Consider the following 23307-nt stretch of genomic DNA (forward strand, 5'->3'; position numbering starts at 1 on the left):
GTGGAAGGCGCGCCGGATGCGGCGTGTCGCGCAGGAACTCCGGAACGGCGCGATGTCAGCGGAGCAGGCCGGCGAGGTCGGAGAGCGCGGTGAGCAGCTCGGGGAGACCGGTCTCCAGGTCGGCGACGACGAGCACCGCGCCTGTCCCGCGCAGCGCGGCGACGTCGAAGGCGCCCGTCGCGACCGCGAGGAACGGGATGCCCGCCGCAGCCGCCGCGCTGTCATCGCTCGGGGTGTCGCCGACGATGACCGCGGAGGCGTCGCCGAGCTCGGCGACGGCGCGGCGCGCCAGGTCGGACCGCACCGTGGTGGCCTCGCCGGTGAACCAGAGGTCCGGGTCGAAGCGATCGGGATCGAGCCCCGCACTCGCGAACTTCGCGCGGATGCGCGCGGGGGAGTTGCCGGTGAGCAGGCCGTTGCGCCATCCCGCCGCCTCGACGGCGGTGAGCGCGGCATCGACGCCGGGCGCGCGGTGCCGGGCCGCGTCGCCGACGTAGGCGTCCGCCGAGAGGGCGTCGAGGCGTTCGCGGACCGCCGGCAGCAGCTCCGCACCGAGTCCCTGGTCGGCGAGCCGCTCGACGATGATCTGCGCGTCCGTCTTGCCGTGCTCGTTCGGCCGGCGACCGCTCGGCTCCGTGCCGACGACCTCGGCGATGGCCCGGTCGTAGAGCCGCCCGGCGCTGGCCGAGTTGAGCAGCAGGGTCCCGTCGACGTCCCAGAGCACCGCGTCCATGCCCCGAGACTCGCAGGCGGCGCGGGCAAGGACGAAATCCGGGTCAGGATGGGACGCCATGCCCTCCGCTCTCCCGATCGCCGATCCTGCGCCCGACGACGGGCTGCTGCCCGCATCCGTCGCCGGCGGGGCCGCCGACCGCCGCCTCGGGATGTACCTGCACGTGCCGTTCTGCCGGGTGCGCTGCGGCTACTGCGACTTCAACACCTACACGGGTGACGAGCTGCGAGGCGCCAAGCGGACGGACTTCGCCGGCCAGGCGATCGAGGAGGTGCGGCTCGCGGGCCGCATCCTCGCCGCGGCGGGACTGCCGGAGCGCCCGGCGTCGACCGTCTTCTTCGGCGGCGGGACGCCGACGATGCTGCCCGTCGCCGATCTCGCCGCGATGCTCGCGGCGGTGCGCGACACCGTCGGGCTCGCCGAGGGCGCCGAGGTGACCACCGAGGCGAACCCCGACTCGGTCGACGAGGCCGACCTGGCCGCGCTCGCCGCCGCCGGCTTCACCCGGGTCTCGTTCGGGATGCAGTCGGCGGTGCCGCACGTGCTCGCGACCCTCGACCGCACGCACGACCCCGAGCGCGTGCCGCTCGTCGTGCGGTGGGCGAGGGCCGCCGGGCTGCAGGTCAGCCTCGACCTCATCTACGGCACGCCGGGGGAGTCCCTTGAGGACTGGCGGACGAGCCTGACCGCCGCGATCGCCGAGCAGCCGGACCACGTCTCCGCGTACGCCCTCATCGTCGAGGACGGCACCGCGCTGGCCCGGCGCATCCGTGCGGGCCTCGTGCCGGATCCCGACGACGACCTGCAGGCCGAGCAGTACGACCTCGCCGACGAGCTGCTCGAGGCCGCCGGATACCGCTGGTACGAGGTGAGCAACTGGGCGCGGTCGGACGCGTACCGCTCGCGGCACAACCTCGCCTACTGGACCGGCGAGGACTGGTGGGGCGTCGGCCCCGGGGCGCACAGCCACGTCGGCGGGGTGCGCTGGTGGAACGTGAAGCACCCCGCCGCGTACGGCGCCAGGATCACGGCGGGGCACTCGCCGGCGGCGGGCCGGGAGGTGCTCGACGCCGAGACGCGCGCCCTCGAGCGGGTCCTGCTCGAGACGCGCCTCGCGGACGGGATGGCGATCGACCGGCTCGCCGCATCCGGCCGTGCCGAGGTGGCCGGCCTCATCGCCGACGGGCTCGTGGACGGACGGGCGGCGCTCGCCGGCCGCGTGGTGCTCACGCGGCCGGGGCGCCTGCTGGCGGACGCGGTCGTCCGCCGACTGACACCGGCCTGACGGCCGGCGTCCTCGCTGCGTCCGGTCCCGCTACTTCACGAACTGGATCGTCAGCGGGTACTTGTACATCTCGCCCTTGTTCGCGGCGATCGCGGCGATGATCGAGAACACGATGTTCACGACCGCGACCGCGAGGATCACGAGCAGGCCGATGAGGAAGAACGTCAGGATCCAGCCGACCGCGTAGGCGATCGCGAGCGTGATCTGGAAGTTCAGCGCCTGGCGGGCGTGCTCCTTCACGAACGAGCTGCGGTCCTTCAGCACGAGATAGCCGACCAGCGGGGCGATGAAGCCGATGATGATCCCGCCGATGTGGATGAGGGTGGCCCACAGCCGCTCGTCGCTCTGGCTGAGCGGCTGCGGCGGCACGTAGGCGGGAGGGGTCTGTTGAGTCATGTCGGGCGCTCCTGGTTTCGGTTGCGGGTGTTCACTTCACGAGCTCGAGCTTGAGGGGGTAGCGGAAGCCGCCGCCGTTCCGGGTGCGGATCGCGGCGAGCACCGAGACGACCAGGTCGAAGAGCGCGATCACCGACTGGATCAGCAGGAAGACGGCGAACAGGCCGAGCGCGAGGGTGCCCTGGTGCGCGCCGACGAGCAGGACGGCGGCGAGCACGGCGATGCCCTGGATCAGCAGCGTGGCGGCGACCCAGGTGATCTGGAAGTTCAGCGCGTTGCGCGCCTCCTCGCGTCGCCACGGGTGGTCCGTGCGGGACGTGAGCAGCAGCACGATCGCGGGCACCAGTGCGGCCAGCACCCAGAGGTTGTGGTACAGCCCGATGACGGCGAGCACGCCGCCGAGCACGTGCACCACGAGGGCCCACGTGATGTCGCTGCTGGGGACGGGCCGGGGCGGAAGGACGATCCCGTACGCCGGCCGGAGACGCTCGTCTCGGTCGCTCATGTCGGAGGTTCGCACCCCTTCCGGGTCCTGCCGATCCCGCTGGAGCGCGCCGTGGCGCGCCGGTCCGCCCCTTTGCCGGATCGCGCTCAGGTTATCAACAGGTCGGTGTGGCACTCAAGGGTCCCGCGTGGCGCGCCGCGCCGTCGATCCGCCCCTGATCGGCGGTACGATTAGCAGTCAATCCGATCGAGTGCCAGCGGCGTGAGGAGGCGGGATGGTCTCGGAACGAGGGCTCGAGGTGCTCCGCGTCATCGTCCAGGACTACGTCGCGTCCCGGGAGCCGGTCGGCTCGAAGTCGATCGTCGACCGATACGGCTTCGGCGTCTCCGCCGCGACCATCCGCAACGATATGGCCGCGCTCGAGGAGGACGGCCTCATCGCGGCCCCGCACACCTCCTCCGGCCGGGTGCCCACGGACAAGGGCTACCGGATGTTCGTCGACCACCTCGCGGAGATCCGGCCGATGACCCCCGCCCAACGGCAGGCGATCCAGACCTTCCTCGGCGAGAGCGCCGACCTCGACGACGTGCTGACCCGCACCGTGCGGATGCTGTCGCAGCTCACCAACCAGGTGGCGCTCGTGCAGGTGCCGGTGCTGCCGCGCTCCCGGGTGCGGCACGTGGAGCTCGTGCCGCTGTCGCCGACGCGCCTGCTCGTGGTGCTCATCACGGACGCCGGGCACGTCGACCAGCGCACGGTCGAGGTGCCGCACGAGGCCGCGCCGCTCGACGAGGAGGCGCTCGCCGACCTCCGGGCCCGACTGAACACCGTGCTCGTCGGCAGGCTGCTGTCGGAGACGCCGCCGCTGCTCACCGACCTCGCCGCCACCGTCCCGCCGGCGCGTCGCCCCGTGCTCGAGCGCGTGACCGACGTGATCGCCGCCCAGGTCGACGACCGGCGGCAGGACCGGCTCGTGATCTCGGGCGCCGCGAACCTGGCGCGGACCGAGAAGGACTTCCCCGGCAGCATCCTCCCGGTGCTCGAGGCGATCGAGGAGCAGGTGGTGCTGCTGCGCCTGTTCAGCGAGATGGAGCTCGACAGCCGCGGCGTCTCCGTGTCGATCGGGCGGGAGAACGCCTCGCTCGGTCTCGGTGAGGCGTCCATCCTCGCGGGCGGCTACCGTTCCCCGGCAGGCACCCTCGGGCACGTGGGGGTCCTCGGGCCGACGAGAATGGACTACTCCGGCAACATCGCCGCCGTCCGCGCCGTCGCCCGGTACCTCTCGAAGCTCCTCGGGGACGACTGACCGCCGTCCGGTTCGCCCGGACCAGAACGCAACGACCGCCGCATGCGCGGCATCGGAAGGGCCATGGTGGCTGACCACTACGAAGTGCTGGGTGTCGATCGCGACGCCTCGCCCGACGAGATCAAGCGCGCCTACCGACGCCTCGCTCGCCAGCTGCACCCCGACGTGAACCCCGGCGGGGATGCCGCCGAGCGGTTCAAGGAGGTCACCCACGCCTACGACGTGCTCTCCGACCCGCGCCAGCGGCAGGAGTACGACCTGGGCGGCCAGGGGCAGGCGGGTGGCTTCGGCTTCGGCGACATCTTCGAGACGTTCTTCGGCCAGGGCGGCCGAACCGGCCCGAAGTCGCGGCAGGAGCGGGGCCAGGACGCCCTGCTCCGCGTCGAGGTCGACCTCGAGGACGTCGTCTTCGGCACGCACCGCGACCTCGAGATCGACACCGCGGTGCTCTGCGACGTCTGCCACGGCGCATGCACGCAGCCGGGCACGTCGCTCGCCACCTGCGACATCTGCCACGGCACCGGCCAGATCCAGCGCGCGGTCCGCTCGCTGCTCGGCAACGTCATGACCTCGACGCCGTGCACCGTCTGCCGCGGCTACGGCACCGTCATCCCGCACCCGTGCGTGAACTGCGCCGGGCAGGGCCGGGTGCGTGCGCGCACGACGATCCCGGTGGACATCCCCGCCGGCGTCGAGACGGGCCTGCGGCTGCAGTTGGCCGGCATGGGCGAGGTCGGCCCCGCCGGCGGCCCGAACGGCGACCTCTACCTCGAGGTCAAGGTGCGCCACCACGAGACCTTCAGCCGGGCGGGCGACGACCTGCTCGCGACGCTCGAGGTGCAGATGTCGGATGCGATCCTCGGCACGACCGCGACCCTCGAGTCGCTCGACGGCCCGGTCGACATCGATGTGCGGCCCGGCGTGCAGAGCGCCGAGGTGCTGACGATCCCGGGGCGCGGCATCACGCGCCTGCGCGGCTCCGGCCGCGGTGACCTGCGGATCGGCGTGCAGGTCGTCACCCCGACCAAGCTCGACGGCAAGGAGCGGGAGCTCATCCGTCAGTTCGCGAGCCACAAGAAGCCGAAGCCACCGCAGTTCGCGCACTTCCAGCAGGGGCTCTTCACGAAGCTGCGCGACCGGTTCCTCGGCGTCTGACCCGGCGGTGGCGCACTTCTACCTGAGCGATCAGGTCACCGGCGCGAGCGCCGGCGACCGGCTGGTGCTCGCGGGGGACGAGGGCCGGCACGCCGCGCTCGTCTCGCGGATGCGGGTGGGGGAGCGCACCACGGTCGGCGACGGCCGGGGGCGGGTGGCGACGGCGGAGGCCGTGGCGGTCGCGAAGGACTCCGTGGAGCTCGACGTGGTCGAGCTCGTCGAGGTGCCCGAGCCGCGGCCCGCGATCACGCTCGTGCAGGCGCTCGCGAAGGGCGGCCGCGACGAGCTCGCGATCCAGGCGGCGACCGAGCTCGGGGTCGCGGCGGTCGCGCCGTGGCAGGCGGCCCGCAGCGTGACCCGGTGGGAGGGCCGCAAGGCCGACAGCGGTGTCGCGCGCTGGGCCGGCATCGTCCGCGAGGCGAGCAAGCAGGCGATGCGGCCCTGGTCGGCGGCGGTGCTGCCGCTCCACTCGACGGCGGATGTGGTGGCGCTCGCCGGGCGGACGTGCACGATCGTGCTCGACCCGGACTCGCCGGTCCGGCTCGCGGATGCGGTCCGGCCGGTTCTCGAGGCGCTCGTGCTCGTCGTCGGCCCTGAAGGCGGCATCGCACCGGAGGAGCTCGAGCGGCTGACCGCGGCGGGCGCGACGACCGCCCGCATGGGCCCGACGGTGCTCCGCACCTCGACCGCGGGCCCGGCGGCGCTCGCGGCACTGGCGATCGCCCTCGACCTCTGGCCCTGACCCGTCCCTGCCGACCACCCAGCGGACTCCCGCATGACCTCCGCGTGTGGGCAACTCACGAGTGACGGTGATCTGCGCGACGACAACGCCACCCGCACCCGCTGCACGGTCTCGTCCGGCCGGTCCTGCAGGTCGTCAGCGGTGATCCGGACGACGCGATAGCCCGCGTCCTGCATCCGCTCGTACCGCACCACGTCGCTGCGCCACTTCGCCTTGTCGGTGCGGTGGTAGTCGCCCTCGTACTCGATGACCACCCACTTCGAGCGGTACAGGAGGTCCACCTCGCCGAGGAAGCGGCCCTGATCGTCGAGCAGCGCGGCGTTCATCTCGGGCTCGGGAAGGCCGGCTTCGACGAGCAGACGCCGCAGCCGCCTCTCGCCCGGTGACCTCGAACCCACCCGAACGGCTGCCGCCGCCGTGAAGAGCCGTTTTGTGAACGGCCGGTCCGCATCGGCCGCCGCTGACCGAAGCGCGCCGAGCATGAGGTCGGGATGCGGGCGTCCTTTCTGGACGAGGCTGTCGCCGGCGACGACGAGCGAGACCGTCGACAGCATGCTCGCGAGCTGGCACCACGTTTCGACCGCGGAGGAGATCGGCAGACCGTCGTGCAGGACCACGAGCCCCGGCCGCCGGACGAGGTGATGACCGATCACGCGGCGATCCCGCGGAGCGCGTGCGGGCTTGACGACCGCGACGTCGAGCAGCAGGCGCTGCTCCACCTCCAGCGGCAGCCCCATGCCGTGGAGGACCGCCGCGGTGCCTTGGCTGAAGAACTCGCCGGGGGCCAGCTTTGGGGGATACGCGGCACAGAGCGAGCGCACGTCGGTGGGTGCCTCCGTGCTGCGGACCCCGACGAAGGGCCTCGTGAGGTCCCGCGATCGGAGCCGCTTCTCGCTCACGCCCGCCTGCCCGGCCGAAGCGGTGCGGAACGCGCTCCCGTCGAACTCCTTCGGCAGCGGCGTCAGCCGCCCCTTCCGTCTCGTCATGGCAGGAGGGTGCCGATCCGCCGGCGTCGGGGTCGGCCCTTCGCGCCTCGTCCGGTCGTCCACGAGGTTCGCTGAGCCTTGTGGAGGAGCGGATGCCGGCCGGGCGCGCGGAAGGCCGTCCAGCGACCGGGCGGTGGGTTGCCACTTCCGGCGCCTTGAAGGGCGCCTTCGAGGGCGAGAAGTGGCAACCCACCAGGTCGAAACCCGCCGCGCGACGTGCTCCGGTGCTCGTGATCGCGCGGGTTGCCGCTTCTGGCCCCTGAAGGGCGCCTTCGAGGGCGAGAAGTGGCAACTCACCAGCGGAAAGGCGCTCACGCACGCGGAGGGATCCCTCGGCGTCCTTCCACCCCGCCGTCGCCGCGGCGCGCCCGTAGAATGGGCGGTCATGGCTGAGCGCGCGGGCACCGAACCCTCGGTCTTCACGCGCATCCTGCGCGGGGAGATCCCGGGCGAGATCGTGCTGCAGACCGACGACGTGTTCGTGCTGAAGGACATCGCCCCCAAGGCGCCGGTGCACCTGCTCGTCATCCCGAAGACGGATGCGTACCGCGATGTCACCGAGCTCGCGGCCGGCGATCCGAGGCTGCTCGCCCACCTGGTCGAGGTCGCGGAGACGGTCGCCGCTCAGGCCGGCCTCGACTCGTTCCGACTGATCTTCAACACCGGCCTCGCCGCCGGCCAGACCGTCTTCCATGTCCATGCGCACGTGTTGGGCGCCGGCGCGGGAGGAACGCTCGACGAGGCCTCGATGACCGCCGGCATGCCCGGCGAGGGAAGGGATACGTGACGGACGTCGACGAGGGGACCCCGCAGGCCGCACGCCGCACCGCGAGCGCCGTGGCCAGGAGGTACCCGGCCGCGGCCGCCGAGACCCGGACCATGGCGGTCGACGGCATCGCGATGGTGCGGCTGCTCGGTCCGCAGGACCGGCTGCTCAGCCAGATCGAGAAGCAGTTCCCGCTGATCGAGGTGCTGGTGCGCGGCAACGAGATCACCCTCGTCGGGGAGCCCGCGCAGGTGCAGGCCGCGGAGCGGCTCATCGAGGAGCTGCTGCAGATGGTCCGCAACGGCCAGGACCTCGGTCCGGTCGACGTGTCCTCGAGCGCGCACATCCTCGCCGACGACCGCACGTCCTCGCCCGCGGAGCTGCTGAGCCAGGCCATCCTCACCGCCCGCGGCAAGGCCATCCGGGCGAAGACCCTCGGCCAGAAGTCCTACGTCGAGGCCATCGACGACAACACGATCACCTTCGGGATCGGCCCCGCCGGGACCGGCAAGACGTACCTCGCCATGGCGAAGGCGGTGCAGGCCCTCCAGCGCAAGCAGGTCAACCGGATCATCCTGACCCGGCCGGCGGTCGAGGCGGGGGAGCGGCTCGGCTACCTCCCGGGCACGCTCACCGACAAGATCGACCCCTACCTTCGGCCGCTCTACGACGCGCTCAACGAGATGATGGACCCGGAGCTCGTCCCGAAGCTCATGGCCTCCTCGACGATCGAGGTCGCGCCGCTCGCCTACATGCGCGGCCGCACCCTGAACGACTCCTTCGTCGTGCTCGACGAGGCGCAGAACACGACGCCGGAGCAGATGAAGATGTTCCTCACCCGCCTCGGCTTCGGCTCGAAGATGGTGATCACCGGCGACATCACCCAGGTGGACCTGCCCAACGGCATCTCCGGGCTGCAGACCGCGACTCGCGTGCTCCCGCGGATCGACGACATCAACTTCTCCTACCTCACCAGCGAGGACGTCGTCCGGCACTCGCTCGTCGGCCGGATCGTGGACGCCTACACGCGCTTCGACGCGGAGCGGCAGGCGGCCCAGGCCGCGAGGCGCCCCGAGCGGCAGGAGGGACCGGCCGACACGCGTCCGCCGGCCGACTTCCGGCCGCCGCTGAACCGCGCCGAGCGGCGCGCGGACGGAGAGGGCCGGCACCGATGAGCGTCGAGGTCAACAACGAGTCGGGGATGCCCGTCGACGAGTCCGTCGTGCAGCGGCTCGTGACCTTCGGGCTCGACCTGCTGCACGTGCATCCGGATGCGGACGTCGCGATCCTCTTCGTCGACGAGGCAGCGATGGAGCAGCTGCACGTGCAGTGGATGGACGAGCCGGGCCCCACCGACGTGCTCAGCTTCCCGATGGACGAGCTGCGCCCCGGCACGGACGACGCCCCGACGCCCGCAGGGCTGCTCGGCGACATCGTGGTCTGCCCGCAGGTGGCGGAGGCCCAGGCGAAGAGCGCCGGCCACTCCACCCTCGAGGAGATCAAGCTGCTCACCGCCCACGGACTCCTGCACCTGCTCGGCTTCGACCACGCGGAGGCGGAGGAGGAGCGGGAGATGTTCCAGGTGCAGCGCGACATGCTCGTCGGCTTCTCCGTGCAGGAGAAGCAGCGCCGGTGAGGCGATGGCCACCCTCTTCCTGATCGTCGCGGTCGTCCTCGTCGCCTTCGGCGGCCTGCTCGCCGCCTGCGACGCCGCCATGGCGACCCTGTCGCGCGCCGAGACGCAGGAGCTGGCGCTCCGCTCCCGGTTCCGCCGCTCGCTGCTCGCGATCGCCGCGGATGCCGGCGCGCACATCAACGCCGTCAACTTCCTTCGCGTGCTCGCCGAGACGAGCGCCGCAGTGCTCGTCACCCTCGCCGTCGCCGGGCTCGTCCCGAACCCGTGGCTGGTGCTGCTGATCGCGGCCGTGATCATGACGGCGGTCTCGTTCGTGCTCGTCGGCGCGAGCCCACGCAGCGTCGGCCGTGTGCACGCGCGGGTCGTGCTCCGGGTCTCGGCGCCCGTCATCCGTGGCGCCCGGCTGCTGCTCGGGCCGCTCGCGGACGTGCTCGCCTGGCTCGGCAACACGGTCACCCCCGGCCGTCCCCGGGCCTCCACGTTCACCTCGGAGGAGCAGCTGCTCAGCATGGTCGACGAGGCGACCGAGCTCGATGTGCTCGAGCAGGACGACCGCGAGCTCATCCACTCGATCTTCGAGTGGGGCGACACGGTGGCCCGCGAGGTGATGATCCCGCGCACCGACATGGTCACGATCGACGCCAACGCGACGATGGAGGAGGCGATGCGGCTCTTCCTCGGCCGTGCCCTCTCCCGCGTGCCGGTGCAGGCGCGCGACGCGGACGAGATCGTCGGCGTGCTGCACCTCCGCGACGTCGCCCGGATCGTCTTCGAGCGGCCCGAGGCCGCCGCCACCACCTCGGCCGCGGATCTCGCCCGGCCGCCCCTGTTCGTGCCGGACTCGAAGAAGGCCGACGACACGCTGCGGCAGATGCAGCTCGAGTCGAACCACCTCGCCATGGTCGTCGACGAGTACGGCGGCATCGCCGGCCTCGTGACGCTCGAGGACCTCATCGAGGAGCTGGTCGGCGACATCTCGGACGAGTCGGATCGCGGCGGCCCCGAGGTCGAGCAGGTGCGGGACCACGTGTGGCTCGTCGCCGCGCGGCTGCCGCTCGACGAGCTCGGCGACCTCGTCGGCATCGAGATCGAGGACGAGGACGTCGACTCCGTCGGCGGGCTGCTCACGAAGCGGATCGGGCGCCTGCCGAAGGTGGGCGACGTGGTGCACGTGGCCGGCCTCGTGCTCACCGCCGACCGCACGGACGGGCGCCGGGCACGCCTCACCCGGGTGCTCGTGGAGCGCGACCCGGAGGCGGGCGAGCCCGAGGACGAGGAGGCGACGACGAAGGTGATGGGCGCATGACGGACGACACCGCTCGATCGGGCGACAGCCCCTCCCCAGCGTGGGGCGGGCCGCACCGCGCCGGGTTCCTGACCTTCGTCGGGCGCCCGAACGTCGGCAAGTCGACCCTCATGAACGCGCTGGTCGGCGAGAAGGTCGCGATCACCTCGCAGAAGCCGCAGACCACGCGCCGCGCCATCCGCGGCATCCTCACGCGTCCCGACGGCCAGCTCGTGATCGTCGACACCCCGGGGATGCACCGGCCGCGCACGCTGCTCGGCGAGCGGTTGAACGACGTGGTGGCCACGACCCTCGCGGATGTCGACGTCGTCGGGTTCTGCGTGCCCGCAGGCGAGCCGATCGGCCCGGGCGACCGGTACCTGCACGGCCGGCTCGACGCCGCGAAGCGGGCCAAGCGCATCGCGATCGTGACGAAGATCGACGCGGTGCCGAAGCAGCGCGTGGCGGAGCAGCTGCTCGCCGTCAGCGAGCTCGGCGACTGGGCCGCAGTCGTGCCGGTGTCCGCGGTGAACCGGCTCCAGCTCGACGTGCTGGCCGACGAGGCCCTCGCCCTCATGCCGGAGTCGCCCCAGCTGTACCCGGATGAGGAGGTCACCGACGAGTCGCTCGAGCAGCGGATCGCCGAGCTCATCCGCGAGGCCGCGCTCGAGGGGGCCCGCGAGGAGCTCCCGCACTCGTTGGCCGTCACCATCGACGACATGGAGACCGAGGACGGCCTCCTCCGCATCTACGCGAACGTGTGGGTGGAGCGCGACAGCCAGCGGATCATCATGATCGGCAAGGGCGGCTCCCGCCTGAAGCAGGTGGGAACCACGGCGCGAGCGGACATCGAGCCGCTCGTGGGCTCCAAGGTGTACCTGTCGCTGCACGTGAAGGTCGCGAAGGAGTGGCAGCGCGATCCGCGGGCGCTGAACCGGCTCGGATTCTGAGCGACGCCCCGCGTTTCTTAGTGTCGGCTTCGGTGGAGCGTCTCATCCTGGAGGGTCGAGGGGTAGGGGGCGTGATGCGGCAAGGGTTGCGGTGCAGGGCCGGGGGATCGCGGTGACCGGCGGTCTCCTCGCGCTGCCCATCGAGGCGAGCCGGGTGCTCGTGCCCGTCTACGTGGTCGCCGCCGTCCTGGTCGTGGCGCTGCTGCTGCCCCTCCCGGGCGTGCGCGCGCGGCTGCGCGTGTGGTGGCCGATCGCGCTCGCCGCCGCCGGCGTCGGGGCGCTCGTCGGCTCCCTGCTCGTCTGGCTCGTGCTCGACGTGCAGGATGCTTTCGGCGTACCGGCCTCGACCGTGATCCGGGGAGCGGCCGCGGCCGCGGGTGCCGGCGTCGGGCTCGCGGTCGGCAACCTCGTCCGCACCCGCTGGTGGCGGAAGGTCGTCGCCGTCGTGGCCATCCCGGTCGTCCTGATCGCGGGTGGCCTCATGATCAACCGCGACGTCGCCTACTTCCCGAGGCTCGGGGACGCCCTCGGCCTCACCGGGGTGTCGAAGCTCTCGCTCGCGCACGCGAGTGCCGGGGGCGTGCCGCTGCGCGACTGGACGCCGCCGGCCGGGATGCCGAGCTCGGGCACGGTGGGGACCGTCGACATCCCCGGGCTGCAGTCCCACTGGAACGGCCGCCCCGCCTGGGTGTACGAGCCGCCGGCCGCCCACACCGCGCACCCGCCGAGGCTGCCCGTCGTGATCGCGTTCTCGGGGGAGCCCGGGGGACCGTCCGACGTGTTCATCGCGGGCGGTCTGCAGGCGAAGCTCGACGCCATCGCGAAGGCCCACAAGGGTGTCGCCCCGATCGTGGTCGTGCCCGACCAGCTCGGCTCGTTCCGCAACAACCCGATGTGCCTGGACTCGCCGCTCGGGCACGTCGCCACCTACGTCACCTCGGACGTCCGCACCTGGGTCGAGCGGCATCTGCCCGTGTCGACCGACCGCCGGGACTGGACGGTCGCCGGCTTCTCCGAGGGGGCGACCTGCGCCGTGCAGTTCGCGTCCGCGCATCCCGAGCTCTTCGGGTCCTTCCTCGCGATCTCGCCCGAGCTGGGGCCCATCGATCACGGCGTCGCGCACACGGTGAAGGAGGCCTTCCACGGCAGCCTCGCCGCGTTCAGAGCCGCGCAGCCGATCGCGATCATGCAGCGGCACGCTCCCTACGCGGCGATGACCGCGCTCTACTGCGTCGGAGGGCGGGACAAGCGGTACGGCGCCATCCTCCCGAAGCTCGTCACCGCATCCGAGCGCGCCGGGATGCGCACCCAGACGAAGACCCTCCCCGGGGTGGCCCACAACTGGAACACCGGCGCGGACGGGTTCGCCTGGGGGCTCCCGAGGCTCGTGTCGGTCTGGGGACTCCCATGAGCGTCACCGCCTCGACGAGGGTGACGGCGGTTCGGCGGCGGCTGGCCCCGGCGCTGCGGTTCCTGCGTCGCAGCCCGGCGTCGGTCACCCTCGCCGCGTTCGTCCTCGTCGTCGCGATCGCGGACGGATCCATCGTGCGCGTGCCCGTCCTGGCGCAGGTGCCTCCGTCGTCCGCGCCCCACCATCCGCTCGAGATCTTCCGGCTCTGGGCGGGCGTCTTCGTGACGCGGAGCGCCCCCGGCCTCCTGCTCGGGCTGGCCGCGCTGCTGATCCTCCTGGCGGTCGTCGAGCGCGTCATGGGCACGGCCTGGACGGTGCTCGCCTTCGTCGTGACGTCGCTCGTCGGCGTCACGACGGGCGTCGCCCTCCAGTCGCTCGGGGTGCTCACCCACCCGTTCTGGACCACCCCGGAGGACGGCGCCCCCGCCGCGGGTCTGTCGACACCGATCGTCGGCGCGCTGCTCGCCGCGAGCGCGTTCACCGGGCCCCTCTGGCGGCGCCGGATCCGGCTGCTCGGCCTCTCCGGCTGCGTGATCGTCCTCCTCTACTCGGGCCAGCCCGGCGACCTCTACCGACTGCTCGCGGCGCTCTGCGGCCTCGTGCTCGGCCTGCTCCTCGCCCGTCGGCGACCGGTGCTCGAGTGGCCGCGCAGCTCGCACCACGAGGCCCGCAGCCTGCTGGCCGCGCTCGTCGCGGTGAGCGCGCTCGGACCGTTCGTCGCGGTGCTCGTGCCGCGCGGATACGGGCTGCTCCGGCCGCTCGGACTGCTCTTCCGGGATCCTCTCCCGCGGCTCGGCGCGCTCCGGGCCGCCTGCCGCCTGCTGCATCCGGCGGCGAGCTGCGCCCGCGACATCGCGCTCGCCCGGCTGAACGGGCCCGGCGCAGTCCTGCTGAGCGTGCTGCCGCTGCTCGTGCTGCTCGCCGCCGCGATCGGGATGTGGCGGGGCCGGCGCCTCGCGGCGCTGGTCGCGATCGCGGTGAACGTCCTGCTCGCGGTGCTGGCCGGTCTGTACTACGGCTTCCTGCCCGCCCTCCTCGATCCGGATGAGCTGCTCACCCGCACGGGCAGCACGGGCCCCGACACCCGCACGTTCCTCGCGGTCGGCGTGCCCGCGGCGGTCGCCGTCGCGGTCCTCGTGCAGCTGCGGCACTTCGACGTGCTCCCCACGCGCCGCGCGGCACGGCGGTTCCTCGTCGCGACAGTAGGCGCCCTCGTCGCCACGGCGGTCCTCTACCTCGCGCTCGGGCTGCTGCTGCGCGCGCAGTTCTCGCCCCACGTCGGCCTCCCCGACCTGTTGGGCGACCTCCCCGAGCGCTACGTGCCGGTCGGCTTCCTCCGGTTCCGGCGGCTCGACTTCCAGCCGACGACGGCGGCGTCGAAGGGCCTCTACGACTGGATCGGGCCCGTCGCCTGGCTCGTCGTGCTCGTCGGCGTCGTCCTGACCGGCGTCTCCCGCGCGGACGCCCACACCGCCGATCGGGTGGAACGGCTTCGGGTCGTCCTGCACCGCGGATCGAGCGGATCGCTCGGCCACATGGGCCTCTGGCCGGGCAACCGGGTCTGGTTCTCGGCCGACGGGCGGCACGCCGTCGCCTACCGCGAGGTGAACGCCGTGGCACTCACCGTCGGCGAGCCGGCCGGCCCCCCGGAGGGCGCCCTCGAGGCGGCGCGGGCGTTCGCGCTCTACTGCGACGACGAGGGTCTCACGCCTGCCTTCTACGCGGTGCGGCCTTCGTTCGCCGACGCCCTCGGGAACGGGCCGGAGTGGGCGTCGATGCCGATCGGCGAGGACACGGTCCTGCATCCCGCCTCCTTCTCGATGAAGGGAAAGCGCTGGCAGGACGTGCGCAGCTCGATCAATCGGGCCGAGCGGGCCGGGGTGTCGGCCCTCTGGACCACCTGGGACGAGTGCTCGCTCCCGATCCGCTCCCAGATCACCGCGATCTCCGAGGCGTGGGTCGCGGAGCGCCGACTGCCGGAGCTCGGCTTCACCCTCGGCGGCCTCGACGAGTTGCGCGATCCCGAGGTGCGGCTCCTGCTCGCCGTCGGCCCTGAGGACCGGGTCGAAGCCGCCACCAGCTGGCTGCCGACGTACCGGGACGGCGCCGTCATCGGGTGGACGCTCGAGTTCATGCGCCGCCGCCCCGACGGGATGAACGGCGTCATGGAGTTCCTCATCGCCTCGATGGCGCTGCGCAGCCAGGAGGAAGGCGTGGAGTTCGTCAGCCTCTCGGTCGCACCGCTCGCCGTCTCGGGGGACGAGGAGACGGCGGAGGAGCTGCCGGCGGTGCTCGCGTCCCTCGCGCGCATCCTGGAGCCGGCGTACGGATTCCGGTCCCTGGCCGCGTTCAAGGAGAAGTTCCAGCCGACGCTGCAGCCGCTCGTGCTCGCCTACCCCGACCCGATCAGCCTGCCGGCCATCGGCGTCGCCGTCGCGCGGGCGTACCTGCCCGACCTGTCGCTGCCCGACGTGGTGCGCCTCGCCGGTGCCCTGCGGTGATCCCGTGGCCGGACGTGGCAGCCCCGGCCAGGGCGATCCGCGGAGTGGTCTGGTAATCTCTGGCCGTGCTGAGCGGACTGCTCCTTCTTCGTCGCCGCGACGAGGCCTAGACCCGGGCCTTCCTCGTCGCGGGGTTTCCTGTTGGCCGGGATCCGTGACGAGACCAAGGACGACCGCACCATGAAGAACACCCAGCAGCCCTCTCCGATGCCGACCCACCGGTATCGCCCCTACCTCGACCAGTTCCGCGTCGAGCTGCCCGACCGCACCTGGCCCACGAAGCGCATCGCGCAGGCGCCGCGCTGGTGCGCGGTCGACCTCCGCGACGGCAACCAGGCCCTCATCGATCCGATGAGCCCCGAGCGCAAGCGGATCATGTTCGACCTCCTCGTCCGCATGGGCTACAAGGAGATCGAGGTCGGCTTCCCCTCGGCCAGCCAGACCGACTTCGACTTCGTGCGTAGCCTCATCGATGAGGACGCGATCCCGGAGGACGTCACCATCCAGGTGCTCACCCAGGCCAGGGAGCACCTCATCGCCCGCACCTACGAGTCGATCAAGGGGGCGAAGCAGGCGATCGTGCACCTCTACAACTCGACGAGCATCCTGCAGCGCGACGTCGTCTTCCGCACCGACCGGCAGGGCATCATCGACCTCGCCCTCGAGGGCGCCCGGATCTGCAAGCGGTACGAGGAGACGGTGCCCGGCACGACCGTCTACTACGAGTACTCGCCCGAGTCGTACACGGGCACCGAGCTCGAGTTCGCCGCCGAGATCTGCAACCGGGTGCTCGAGGTGCTCGAGCCCACCGCCGAGCGCAACGTGATCATCAACCTGCCGGCCACCGTGGAGATGGCGACGCCGAACGTCTACGCCGACTCCATCGAGTGGATGAACCGGCACCTCGACCACCGCGAGCACGTCATCCTGTCGCTGCACCCGCACAACGACCGCGGTACCGCGATCGCCGCCGCGGAGCTCGGCTACCTGGCGGGCGCCGACCGCATCGAGGGCTGCCTGTTCGGCAACGGCGAGCGCACCGGCAACGTCGACCTCGTCGCGCTCGGGCTCAACCTGTTCACGCAGGGCATCGATCCGCAGATCGACTTCCGCGACCTGGACCGCATCCGCGCCACGGCCGAGCACTGCAACCAGCTGAAGGTGCACGAGCGCAGCCCCTGGGCCGGCGACCTCGTCTACACCGCCTTCAGCGGCAGCCACCAGGACGCGATCAAGAAGGGCTTCGAGGCGATGGCCGCCACCGCCGAGCGCACCGGCACGCCTGTCGAGCAGCTCGAATGGGCGGTGCCCTACCTGCCGGTCGACCCGAAGGACCTCGGCCGCAGCTACGAGGCGGTCATCCGCGTCAACTCGCAGTCCGGCAAGGGCGGCGTCGCGTACCTGCTGAAGACCGACCACGCCCTCGACCTGCCGCGCAAGCTGCAGATCGAGTTCTCCCACGTCGTGCAGGCGAAGTCGGAGGAGGAGGGAGGCGAGGTCACGAGCGACGAGATCTGGGCCATCTTCAGCGACGAGTACCTGCCGGCAGCGGAGGCGGAGGCGAAGTGGGGGCGGTTCGAGGTGCTCGGCACCCGCACCGCGAGCGACCTCTCCGGCGAGGTCGTGCTCGGTGTGCGGCTCCGCGTCGACGACCAGGTCAAGGAGGTCGAGGCCAAGGGCAACGGCCCCATCGACGGCTTCCTGAAGATCATGGAGGGCGAGGGCTACCGGATCTCGCTCTACGACTACGTCGAGCATGCGATGAGCGCCGGCGGCGACGCCCGGGCCGCCGCCTACGTCGACCTCGACGTCAACGGCACCCGGCTCTGGGGCGTCGGCATCGACGCCGACATCGCGACGGCGTCGCTGCGCGCGATCGTCTCCTCGGTCAACCGCGCGGTCCGCGCCGAGGTGCCGGCGCTGCTGCCCGCCTGATCGGCGCTCACCCGCCGCGGCGGGCCGAGCCGTGCAGGGGTCGTTCCGAGCGACCCGTCCTGTGCGGAGCGGCCCGCCGTTCGCCGTCTCCTCCGGAGGGATCGAGAGCGCGCCCGGGATCCGCCCGGAACCGCGCCGACCGGGGTGACATCGGTCCCGACCACTGCCTCCCGGCGTCGACACGCCGCGGTTCCGTGTCATCCCGCCTCGCAGGGATGTGATCTGTTCGTTATCCGCGAACATCCCTCGGGGAATCGAGAACATTCCGTGAACGCTCCTGGCGTGCCCCAGCGGGGTGGTGCATCCTTCCCCCATGACGCTCACGACTTCGACCCTCGATTCCGTCATCGTCATCTGGCACGTCGCGGTGAACAACGGGGACGGGGCGACTGCGGCCGCCGCGTGCACCGAGGACGTGGTGCTGGGCGATCTCGAAGGCGAGGTCGCCGGCCGTGCCGTGATGCAGCGATGGGTGGAGAGCGCGGGGGTGCGGCTCATGCCGCGGGACTGCTACGACGTGCCGGGCGGCATCGTCGTGGCCCAGGACGCGGTGCCGAAGGACCAGGGCGTGGCCGCGGCGGCCACGATCTTCTCCACCTTCGGCCTGCGCAACGGCTCGATCTCGAGCATCCACCGGTTCTCGACCCTGGAGGAGGCCCGCGCCTTCCCGCTCGCCGCGTAGTCGGACACCGGTCGACGTCCGCCCCAGGGGCGACAATGAGGTGTGCCGACCTACCGTGACGAAGCCGTCGTGCTCCGCACCCACTCGCTGGGTGAGGCCGACCGCATCGTCACGATGCTCGGCCGTCACCGCGGCAAGATCCGCGCAGTGGCGAAGGGCGTCCGCCGCACCACCAGCCGCTTCGGCTCCCGCCTCGAGCCGTTCATGGTCGTGGACCTGCAGTGCTACGAGGGCCGCAGCCTCGACGTGATCCAGCAGGCGGAGTCGCTCGGCGCCTACGGTGCGCCGATCGCCGCGGACTACGCCACCTTCACGGCCGCGAACGTGATCGTCGAGACCGCCGACCGCCTCACGGACGACGCGTCGCTGCAGCAGTACCTGCTGCTCGTCGGTGCGCTCCGGTCGCTCGCGCGCGGCGAGCACGGCCCCTCCCTGACGCTGGACTCCTACCTGCTGCGCGCGCTGTCGATCGCCGGATGGGCGCCGAGCTTCGGCGACTGCGCGGTCACCGGCGAGCCGGGGCCGCACACCGCCTTCGTGGCGCAGCTCGGCGGCATGGTCGCCGACGAGGTCGCGCCGCCCGGCGCACCCCGGCTCACCCCCGAGACGATCGGGCTGCTCGGGGCGCTGCTCACGGGCGACTGGCAGGCCGTCGAGGAGAGCGGCGCGTCGACGCGGGCGCAGGCCTCCGGCGTCATCGCCGCCTACACGCAGTGGCACCTCGAGCGTGGGCTGCGGTCGCTGCCGCACGTCGACCGCGGCGCGGTCCCCGCCTGATGGCGAAGGTGCAGCTCGACCCCATCCGGCCGGTGAACTGGACGGGGGAGGAGCCCCCCTCGTTCAGCCGGGTGCCGGCGCACATCGCGATGGTGATGGACGGCAACGGCCGCTGGGCGAACCGGCAGGGGCTGCCGCGCATCGAGGGCCATCGCGCGGGTGAGGCGGCGCTGCTCGACGTGGTCGCCGGCGCGCTCCAGGCCGGGGTCAGCCACCTGTCCGCCTACGCGTTCTCCACCGAGAACTGGTCGCGCTCGCCGGACGAGGTGCGGTTCATCCTCGGCTTCAACCGCGAGGTGCTCCGCCGCCGGCGGGAGCAGCTGAACGAGTGGGGCGTCCGCATCCGCTGGGCCGGCCGCACGCCGCGCCTCTGGCGCACGGTGATCGGTGACCTCCGCGCGGCGGAGGAGCTCACCCGCGACAACCGCACGCTCACGCTCACGATGTGCATCAACTACGGCGGCCGGGTCGAGATCCAGGATGCCGTGCGCCAGGTCGCGCAGGAGGTGGCCGCGGGCCGGCTCAAGCCCAACGCGATCACCGAGCGGACGATCGAGCGCCACCTCTACCTGCCCGACATGCCCGACGTCGACCTCTTCGTGCGGTCGTCGGGCGAGCAGCGCACCTCGAACTTCCTGCTCTGGCAGTCGGCGTACGCGGAGCTGGTGTTCCAGGACACCCTCTGGCCGGACTACCGGCGGACGCACCTCTGGGAGGCGATCGGCCAGTACGCGGACCGCGACCGCCGCTTCGGCGGCGCGGTCGACGCCCCGAAGGCCGAGTAGCGCGCTTGGGCCGGGTGGCGGTCTGGGGGTGCTGTGCGGGCCGCTCGAGGATCGTCGGCCCATGCGGAGGCGGACGCGGCCATACTTCCTCCCAGGAACGGGGCCGCGCTGCAGGTGTCCGGCCGGGACGCCACGCGACCTCGAGAGGACGGGGTGCGCTGTGGAGACGAAGACGGCCGACATGATGAAGTCGATGCCGATGCCCGCGGGCATGGAGATGTCGATGATGCAGCCCTGCATCGACGCCTGCTCGATGTGCATGCAGGCCTGCACGATGTGCGCGGATCAGATGGCGGGCATGGCCGACATGGGCCGGTGCGCGGCGATGAGCGCGATGTGCGCGGACGTCTGCGACACGACGATGCGGATGATGCTGCGGCCCATGGGCATGGACATGGGGGCGATGGAGTCGATGCTGAAGGCCTGTCTGGCCATGTGCGAGGCCACCATGGCCGAGTGCCGGATGCACGCCGGGGACAGCGCCGCCTGCGCCATGTGCGCCGACGCGTGCGAGGCGTGCATGAGCGCCTGCCGCACGATGATGGGCTCGACGACGGCGGCCTGATCAGCGGCCGGCCGAGCAGCGCTCAGACGGTGGCCACGTTGTAGCGGTGGTCGCCGGCGGCGAGCAGGCCGTAGGCCGCGTGCAGCGCGACGAGCGATCCGGCGGGCAGCGCCGCGCTGAGGTCGGCGTGGTTCCAGATCCGCAGCGCCGCGCCGTCGGACCACCGCTCGAGCTCGAGCACGCCGTCGGGGCGGATGTCGAGCACGCGTGCGTCGATCCAGCCGTGCGGCGCGAGGTGTGCGAGGCGGGTGCGGAGCAGGGTGACGGCGTGGCCGGGGCGGTCGTCCACGCACATGACGCCGCGCTCGCAGACGGTGTGCACCGTGTGCGGTCGTGGCGTGCGCAGGGTCATGGCTCCGGTCCCTCTCCTGTCGGAGACGCCACAGTAGGACGGCGGGACGCGCCGGTCGACCGTCCAGGTCACGGGACGAAACATCTCATCCGCCGAGCCGGGCCAGCAGACGCTCGGCGTCGGCGGAGGAGCGGAGGTGCACGAGCCGCAGGTCGGGGTTCGCGGCGAGTGCGGCGCGCACGCGTGGTCCGTGCAGCGTGAGCGTGCTCGCCGCCCAGCGGATGACGTGCTCGTCGTCGGTGAAGAAGGTGCGGAGCGGCGGCTCCACGTTGCCGTTCCAGAGCGTGGTGCGTCGCAGCCGCCGCACCACGGTCCTCGACGTGACGCGCCACAGGATGAGGGCGGGCAGCGGATCGAGCCAGACGAGCACGTCCGCCCGTTCGGTGAGCAGCGGCCGGACGTCCGGGTAGAAGCCGTCGACGACCCATCCGGGACCGGCGGTCATGGCGGAGACGTCCTCGACGAACGTGGGGTTCGCCGCCCAGCCCGCCTGCCAATGGAGTGCGTCGAGCTCCACGTGCGGCACGGCGAGCGTCGCCGCGATTCGCGTCGCGAGGGTGGTCTTGCCGCTGCCCGAGTTGCCGATCACGAGCCAGCGGCGCGCATCCGTCAGCAGCACCCCAGCACGGTAGCGGCCGTCGGACGCCCATCGGCCGGCCGGTAGGCTCGGCGGACGACATCAGAGGCCGGACAGCCAGTCCCGGCCCAGAACGGGAGCTCCGTGGCCGCCAACTCGCTCGACGCCGTCATCGCCCTCGCCAAGCGCCGGGGCTTCGTCTTCCAGGCGGGTGAGATCTACGGCGGGACCCGCTCGAGCTGGGACTACGGTCCCCTCGGCGTCGAGCTGAAGGAGAACATCAAGCGCCAGTGGTGGCGCACGATGGTCCGCGGCCGCGACGACGTCGTCGGCCTCGACTCGTCCGTGATCCTGCCCCGCCAGGTGTGGGAGGCGTCCGGCCACGTCGAGGTGTTCACCGATCCGCTCGTCGAGAGCCTGCACACCCACAAGCGCTACCGCGCGGACCACCTCATCGAGGCGTACGAGGCGAAGCACGGGCATCCGCCGGAGAACGGCCTCGCCGACATCAACGACCCGGAGACCGGGCAGAAGGGCGCGTGGACCGAGCCGCGCGCGTTCTCGGGCCTCATGAAGACCTTCCTCGGGCCCGTCGACGACGAGCAGGGGATGCACTACCTGCGCCCCGAGACCGCGCAGGGCATCTTCGTGAACTTCGCGAACGTGCTGAACTCGGCGCGCATGAAGCCGCCGTTCGGCATCGGCCAGATCGGCAAGAGCTTCCGCAACGAGATCACCCCGGGGAACTTCATCTTCCGCACGCGCGAGTTCGAGCAGATGGAGATGGAGTTCTTCGTACCGCCCGACCAGGCGCCGAGCTGGTTCGAGCACTGGCTCGAGCAGCGGATGAACTGGTATCTCGAGCTCGGCATCCGCCCCGATCACCTCCGGCTCCGGCCCCACGACGCCGACGAGCTCTCGCACTATTCGAGCGGCACCAGCGACGTCGAGTATCTCTTTCCGATCGGATGGTCAGAGCTCGAGGGGATCGCCAACCGCGGCAACTTCGACCTCACCCAGCACGCCGAGTACTCCGGCCAGAAGCTCGAGTACGTCGACACGGCGACCAAGGAGCGCTACGTCCCGCACGTGATCGAGCCGGCCGCCGGCGCCGACCGCGCGATGCTCGCGTTCCTCGTCGACGCCTACGACGAGGACGAGATCGACGGCGAGCAGCGGACGGTGCTCCGGCTGCATCCGGTGCTGGCGCCGGTCAAGGTTGCGGTGCTGCCGCTCGTGCGCAAGGACGGGCAGCCCGAGCTCGCGCACGAGGTCTACCGGGCACTTCGCGATCGCGTCCAGGCCGAGTACGACGAAGGCGGCGCGATCGGCCGGCGCTACCGCCGCCAGGACGAGATCGGCACGCCGTGGGCGGTGACGATCGACCACCGGTCACTCGAGGACCGCACGGTCACGCTGCGCGACCGCGACAGCCTCGAGCAGATCCGGATCGCGATCGACGAGCTCGGCGAAGAGATCGAGCGGCGGCTTCGCCAGCCGTGGACCTCGCCGAAGCTCGGCTCATAACCGCCCGAGATAGTCGATCCGCAGAGCGCGGATCTGCCCGGCGTCGATCGCGCGCTGCTCGTCTGCTTGCGTCGTGCCGGTGAGCTCGGTGAACAGATACGGCCCACGCCGGCTGTCCACGCGCTCAAAACGCTGATCGAGCTCGGCGACCAGCGCCCGGACGCCATGCAGGCCATGTTCGACCGCCCACCCCTGGAAGCAGTCCTCCCACGGCTGCCCGTCGTCGGCCCAGGCGTCGAGGCGTCGTTGCAGCCATCCGTCCGGCTGCACGCCGCGCTCGAGGCACCAGCGGGCGGCGACTTCGTCAAACCGCTCCCAGTCCCACTCGACGACGATCACCGACCCGCCGGGACTGAGGCTGTCTGCGACCCTGTCGAGCACCACGCCGGGATCGGCCACATGATGCAGCGACGTGCTCGCCACGACCGCGTCCACCTTTGCCGGGAGGTCGGCGCGCTCGAACTCGATACGCCGGTAGGCCGGCCCTTCGGGCGCCGCGGGATCCACACC

The 23307-nt window shown here is 72.0% G+C and carries 23 protein-coding genes and 1 pseudogene; 17 read left to right on the forward strand and 7 right to left on the reverse strand.

Annotated features, from left to right (window positions below; all coding sequences use genetic code 11):
- Positions 1-55 precede the first annotated feature (55 nt).
- A complete protein-coding gene (locus VIG76_RS09855) occupies positions 56-733 on the reverse strand; it encodes an HAD family hydrolase (RefSeq protein WP_331953653.1) in 678 nt (225 codons plus the stop codon).
- Positions 734-791: 58 nt separating this feature from the next.
- Here VIG76_RS09855 and hemW point away from each other — a divergent pair, with 58 nt between their 5' ends.
- Positions 792-2018 carry a radical SAM family heme chaperone HemW gene (gene hemW / locus VIG76_RS09860; protein ID WP_331953655.1) on the forward strand — a complete coding sequence of 409 codons (1227 nt, stop codon included), beginning with the start codon at positions 792-794 and terminating at the stop codon, positions 2016-2018.
- Between the two features lie 30 nt (positions 2019-2048).
- Here the strand turns inward: hemW and VIG76_RS09865 are convergent, their stop codons facing one another.
- Both VIG76_RS09865 and VIG76_RS09870 read right to left on the reverse strand, forming a co-directional pair.
- Positions 2049-2414 (reverse strand): DUF4870 domain-containing protein, encoded by a 366-nt coding sequence (locus VIG76_RS09865; protein WP_331953657.1) that lies wholly within the window; start codon positions 2412-2414, stop codon positions 2049-2051.
- Positions 2415-2445: 31 nt separating this feature from the next.
- A complete protein-coding gene (locus VIG76_RS09870) occupies positions 2446-2919 on the reverse strand; it encodes a DUF4870 domain-containing protein (RefSeq protein WP_331953659.1) in 474 nt (157 codons plus the stop codon).
- Between the two features lie 214 nt (positions 2920-3133).
- On the opposite strand from VIG76_RS09870, the gene hrcA reads away from it, so the two are divergent.
- From hrcA to VIG76_RS09885, 3 genes are all read left to right on the forward strand, one after another.
- A complete protein-coding gene (hrcA, locus tag VIG76_RS09875) occupies positions 3134-4165 on the forward strand; it encodes a heat-inducible transcriptional repressor HrcA (RefSeq protein ID WP_331953661.1) in 1032 nt (343 codons plus the stop codon).
- Between the two features lie 66 nt (positions 4166-4231).
- Positions 4232-5320, forward strand: a complete 1089-nt coding sequence (dnaJ, locus tag VIG76_RS09880) for a molecular chaperone DnaJ (RefSeq protein ID WP_331953696.1) — start codon at positions 4232-4234, stop codon at positions 5318-5320.
- A gap of 7 nt (positions 5321-5327) precedes the next feature.
- On the forward strand, positions 5328-6062 hold the full coding sequence (locus tag VIG76_RS09885; RefSeq protein WP_331953663.1) for a 16S rRNA (uracil(1498)-N(3))-methyltransferase: 735 nt from the start codon (positions 5328-5330) through the stop codon (positions 6060-6062).
- Between the two features lie 95 nt (positions 6063-6157).
- Here the strand turns inward: VIG76_RS09885 and VIG76_RS15185 are convergent.
- Positions 6158-7543: pseudogene (locus tag VIG76_RS15185) on the reverse strand (endonuclease domain-containing protein); the annotation flags it as partial.
- Between VIG76_RS15185 and VIG76_RS09890 the strand changes: the two are divergent.
- From VIG76_RS09890 to VIG76_RS09945, 12 genes are all read left to right on the forward strand, one after another.
- A complete protein-coding gene (locus VIG76_RS09890; RefSeq protein WP_331953665.1) occupies positions 7434-7835 on the forward strand; it encodes an HIT domain-containing protein in 402 nt (133 codons plus the stop codon). The pseudogene VIG76_RS15185 and the gene VIG76_RS09890 sit on opposite strands and share 110 nt — an antisense overlap.
- A gap of 92 nt (positions 7836-7927) precedes the next feature.
- Positions 7928-8989, forward strand: coding sequence for a PhoH family protein (locus tag VIG76_RS09895; RefSeq protein ID WP_331953698.1), 1062 nt, complete (start codon positions 7928-7930; stop codon positions 8987-8989).
- Positions 8986-9450 (forward strand): rRNA maturation RNase YbeY, encoded by a 465-nt coding sequence (ybeY, locus tag VIG76_RS09900; RefSeq protein ID WP_331953667.1) that lies wholly within the window; start codon positions 8986-8988, stop codon positions 9448-9450. Before VIG76_RS09895 ends, ybeY begins: the two co-directional genes overlap by 4 nt.
- Positions 9451-9454: 4 nt before the next feature.
- On the forward strand, positions 9455-10756 hold the full coding sequence (locus VIG76_RS09905; RefSeq protein WP_331953669.1) for a hemolysin family protein: 1302 nt from the start codon (positions 9455-9457) through the stop codon (positions 10754-10756).
- Entirely contained in the window at positions 10753-11685 is a 933-nt protein-coding gene (gene era / locus VIG76_RS09910) for a GTPase Era (protein ID WP_331953672.1), read from the forward strand. Before VIG76_RS09905 ends, era begins: the two co-directional genes overlap by 4 nt.
- A 112-nt stretch (positions 11686-11797) precedes the next feature.
- The gene (locus tag VIG76_RS09915; RefSeq protein WP_331953674.1) at positions 11798-13096 is read left to right on the forward strand and encodes an alpha/beta hydrolase; all 1299 of its coding nucleotides are present in this window, start codon (positions 11798-11800) and stop codon (positions 13094-13096) included.
- A complete protein-coding gene (locus VIG76_RS09920) occupies positions 13093-15597 on the forward strand; it encodes a bifunctional lysylphosphatidylglycerol flippase/synthetase MprF (protein ID WP_331953676.1) in 2505 nt (834 codons plus the stop codon). The genes VIG76_RS09915 and VIG76_RS09920 overlap by 4 nt, the downstream gene beginning before the upstream one ends.
- Positions 15598-15777: 180 nt before the next feature.
- The gene (gene leuA, locus VIG76_RS09925) at positions 15778-17532 is read left to right on the forward strand and encodes a 2-isopropylmalate synthase (protein ID WP_331953700.1); all 1755 of its coding nucleotides are present in this window, start codon (positions 15778-15780) and stop codon (positions 17530-17532) included.
- Positions 17533-17845: 313 nt separating this feature from the next.
- On the forward strand, positions 17846-18214 hold the full coding sequence (locus VIG76_RS09930) for a hypothetical protein (RefSeq protein WP_331953678.1): 369 nt from the start codon (positions 17846-17848) through the stop codon (positions 18212-18214).
- A gap of 42 nt (positions 18215-18256) precedes the next feature.
- Positions 18257-18991 (forward strand): DNA repair protein RecO, encoded by a 735-nt coding sequence (gene recO, locus VIG76_RS09935; RefSeq protein ID WP_331953680.1) that lies wholly within the window; start codon positions 18257-18259, stop codon positions 18989-18991.
- Positions 18991-19776, forward strand: coding sequence for an isoprenyl transferase (locus VIG76_RS09940; protein ID WP_331953682.1), 786 nt, complete (start codon positions 18991-18993; stop codon positions 19774-19776). The genes recO and VIG76_RS09940 overlap by 1 nt, the downstream gene beginning before the upstream one ends.
- Positions 19777-19936: 160 nt before the next feature.
- On the forward strand, positions 19937-20341 hold the full coding sequence (locus tag VIG76_RS09945) for a four-helix bundle copper-binding protein (protein WP_331953684.1): 405 nt from the start codon (positions 19937-19939) through the stop codon (positions 20339-20341).
- Positions 20342-20363: 22 nt separating this feature from the next.
- On the opposite strand, the gene VIG76_RS09950 is transcribed toward VIG76_RS09945, so the two are convergent.
- Positions 20364-20693: a hypothetical protein gene (locus VIG76_RS09950; protein WP_331953686.1), complete on the reverse strand. Its 330-nt coding sequence runs from the start codon at positions 20691-20693 to the stop codon at positions 20364-20366.
- 85 nt (positions 20694-20778) lie between these two features.
- Positions 20779-21312 carry a P-loop NTPase family protein gene (locus VIG76_RS09955; RefSeq protein ID WP_331953688.1) on the reverse strand — a complete coding sequence of 178 codons (534 nt, stop codon included), beginning with the start codon at positions 21310-21312 and terminating at the stop codon, positions 20779-20781.
- Positions 21313-21414: 102 nt separating this feature from the next.
- Between VIG76_RS09955 and VIG76_RS09960 the strand changes: the two genes are divergently transcribed.
- Positions 21415-22797 carry a glycine--tRNA ligase gene (locus tag VIG76_RS09960; RefSeq protein WP_331953690.1) on the forward strand — a complete coding sequence of 461 codons (1383 nt, stop codon included), beginning with the start codon at positions 21415-21417 and terminating at the stop codon, positions 22795-22797.
- Here the strand turns inward: VIG76_RS09960 and VIG76_RS09965 are convergent.
- A partial coding sequence (locus tag VIG76_RS09965) for a methyltransferase domain-containing protein (protein ID WP_331953692.1) occupies positions 22792-23307 on the reverse strand: 516 nt, incomplete at its 5' end. The two genes, VIG76_RS09960 and VIG76_RS09965, sit on opposite strands and share 6 nt — an antisense overlap.

This window comes from Amnibacterium sp. (genome assembly GCF_036559085.1).
GTDB lineage: Bacteria > Actinomycetota > Actinomycetes > Actinomycetales > Microbacteriaceae > Amnibacterium.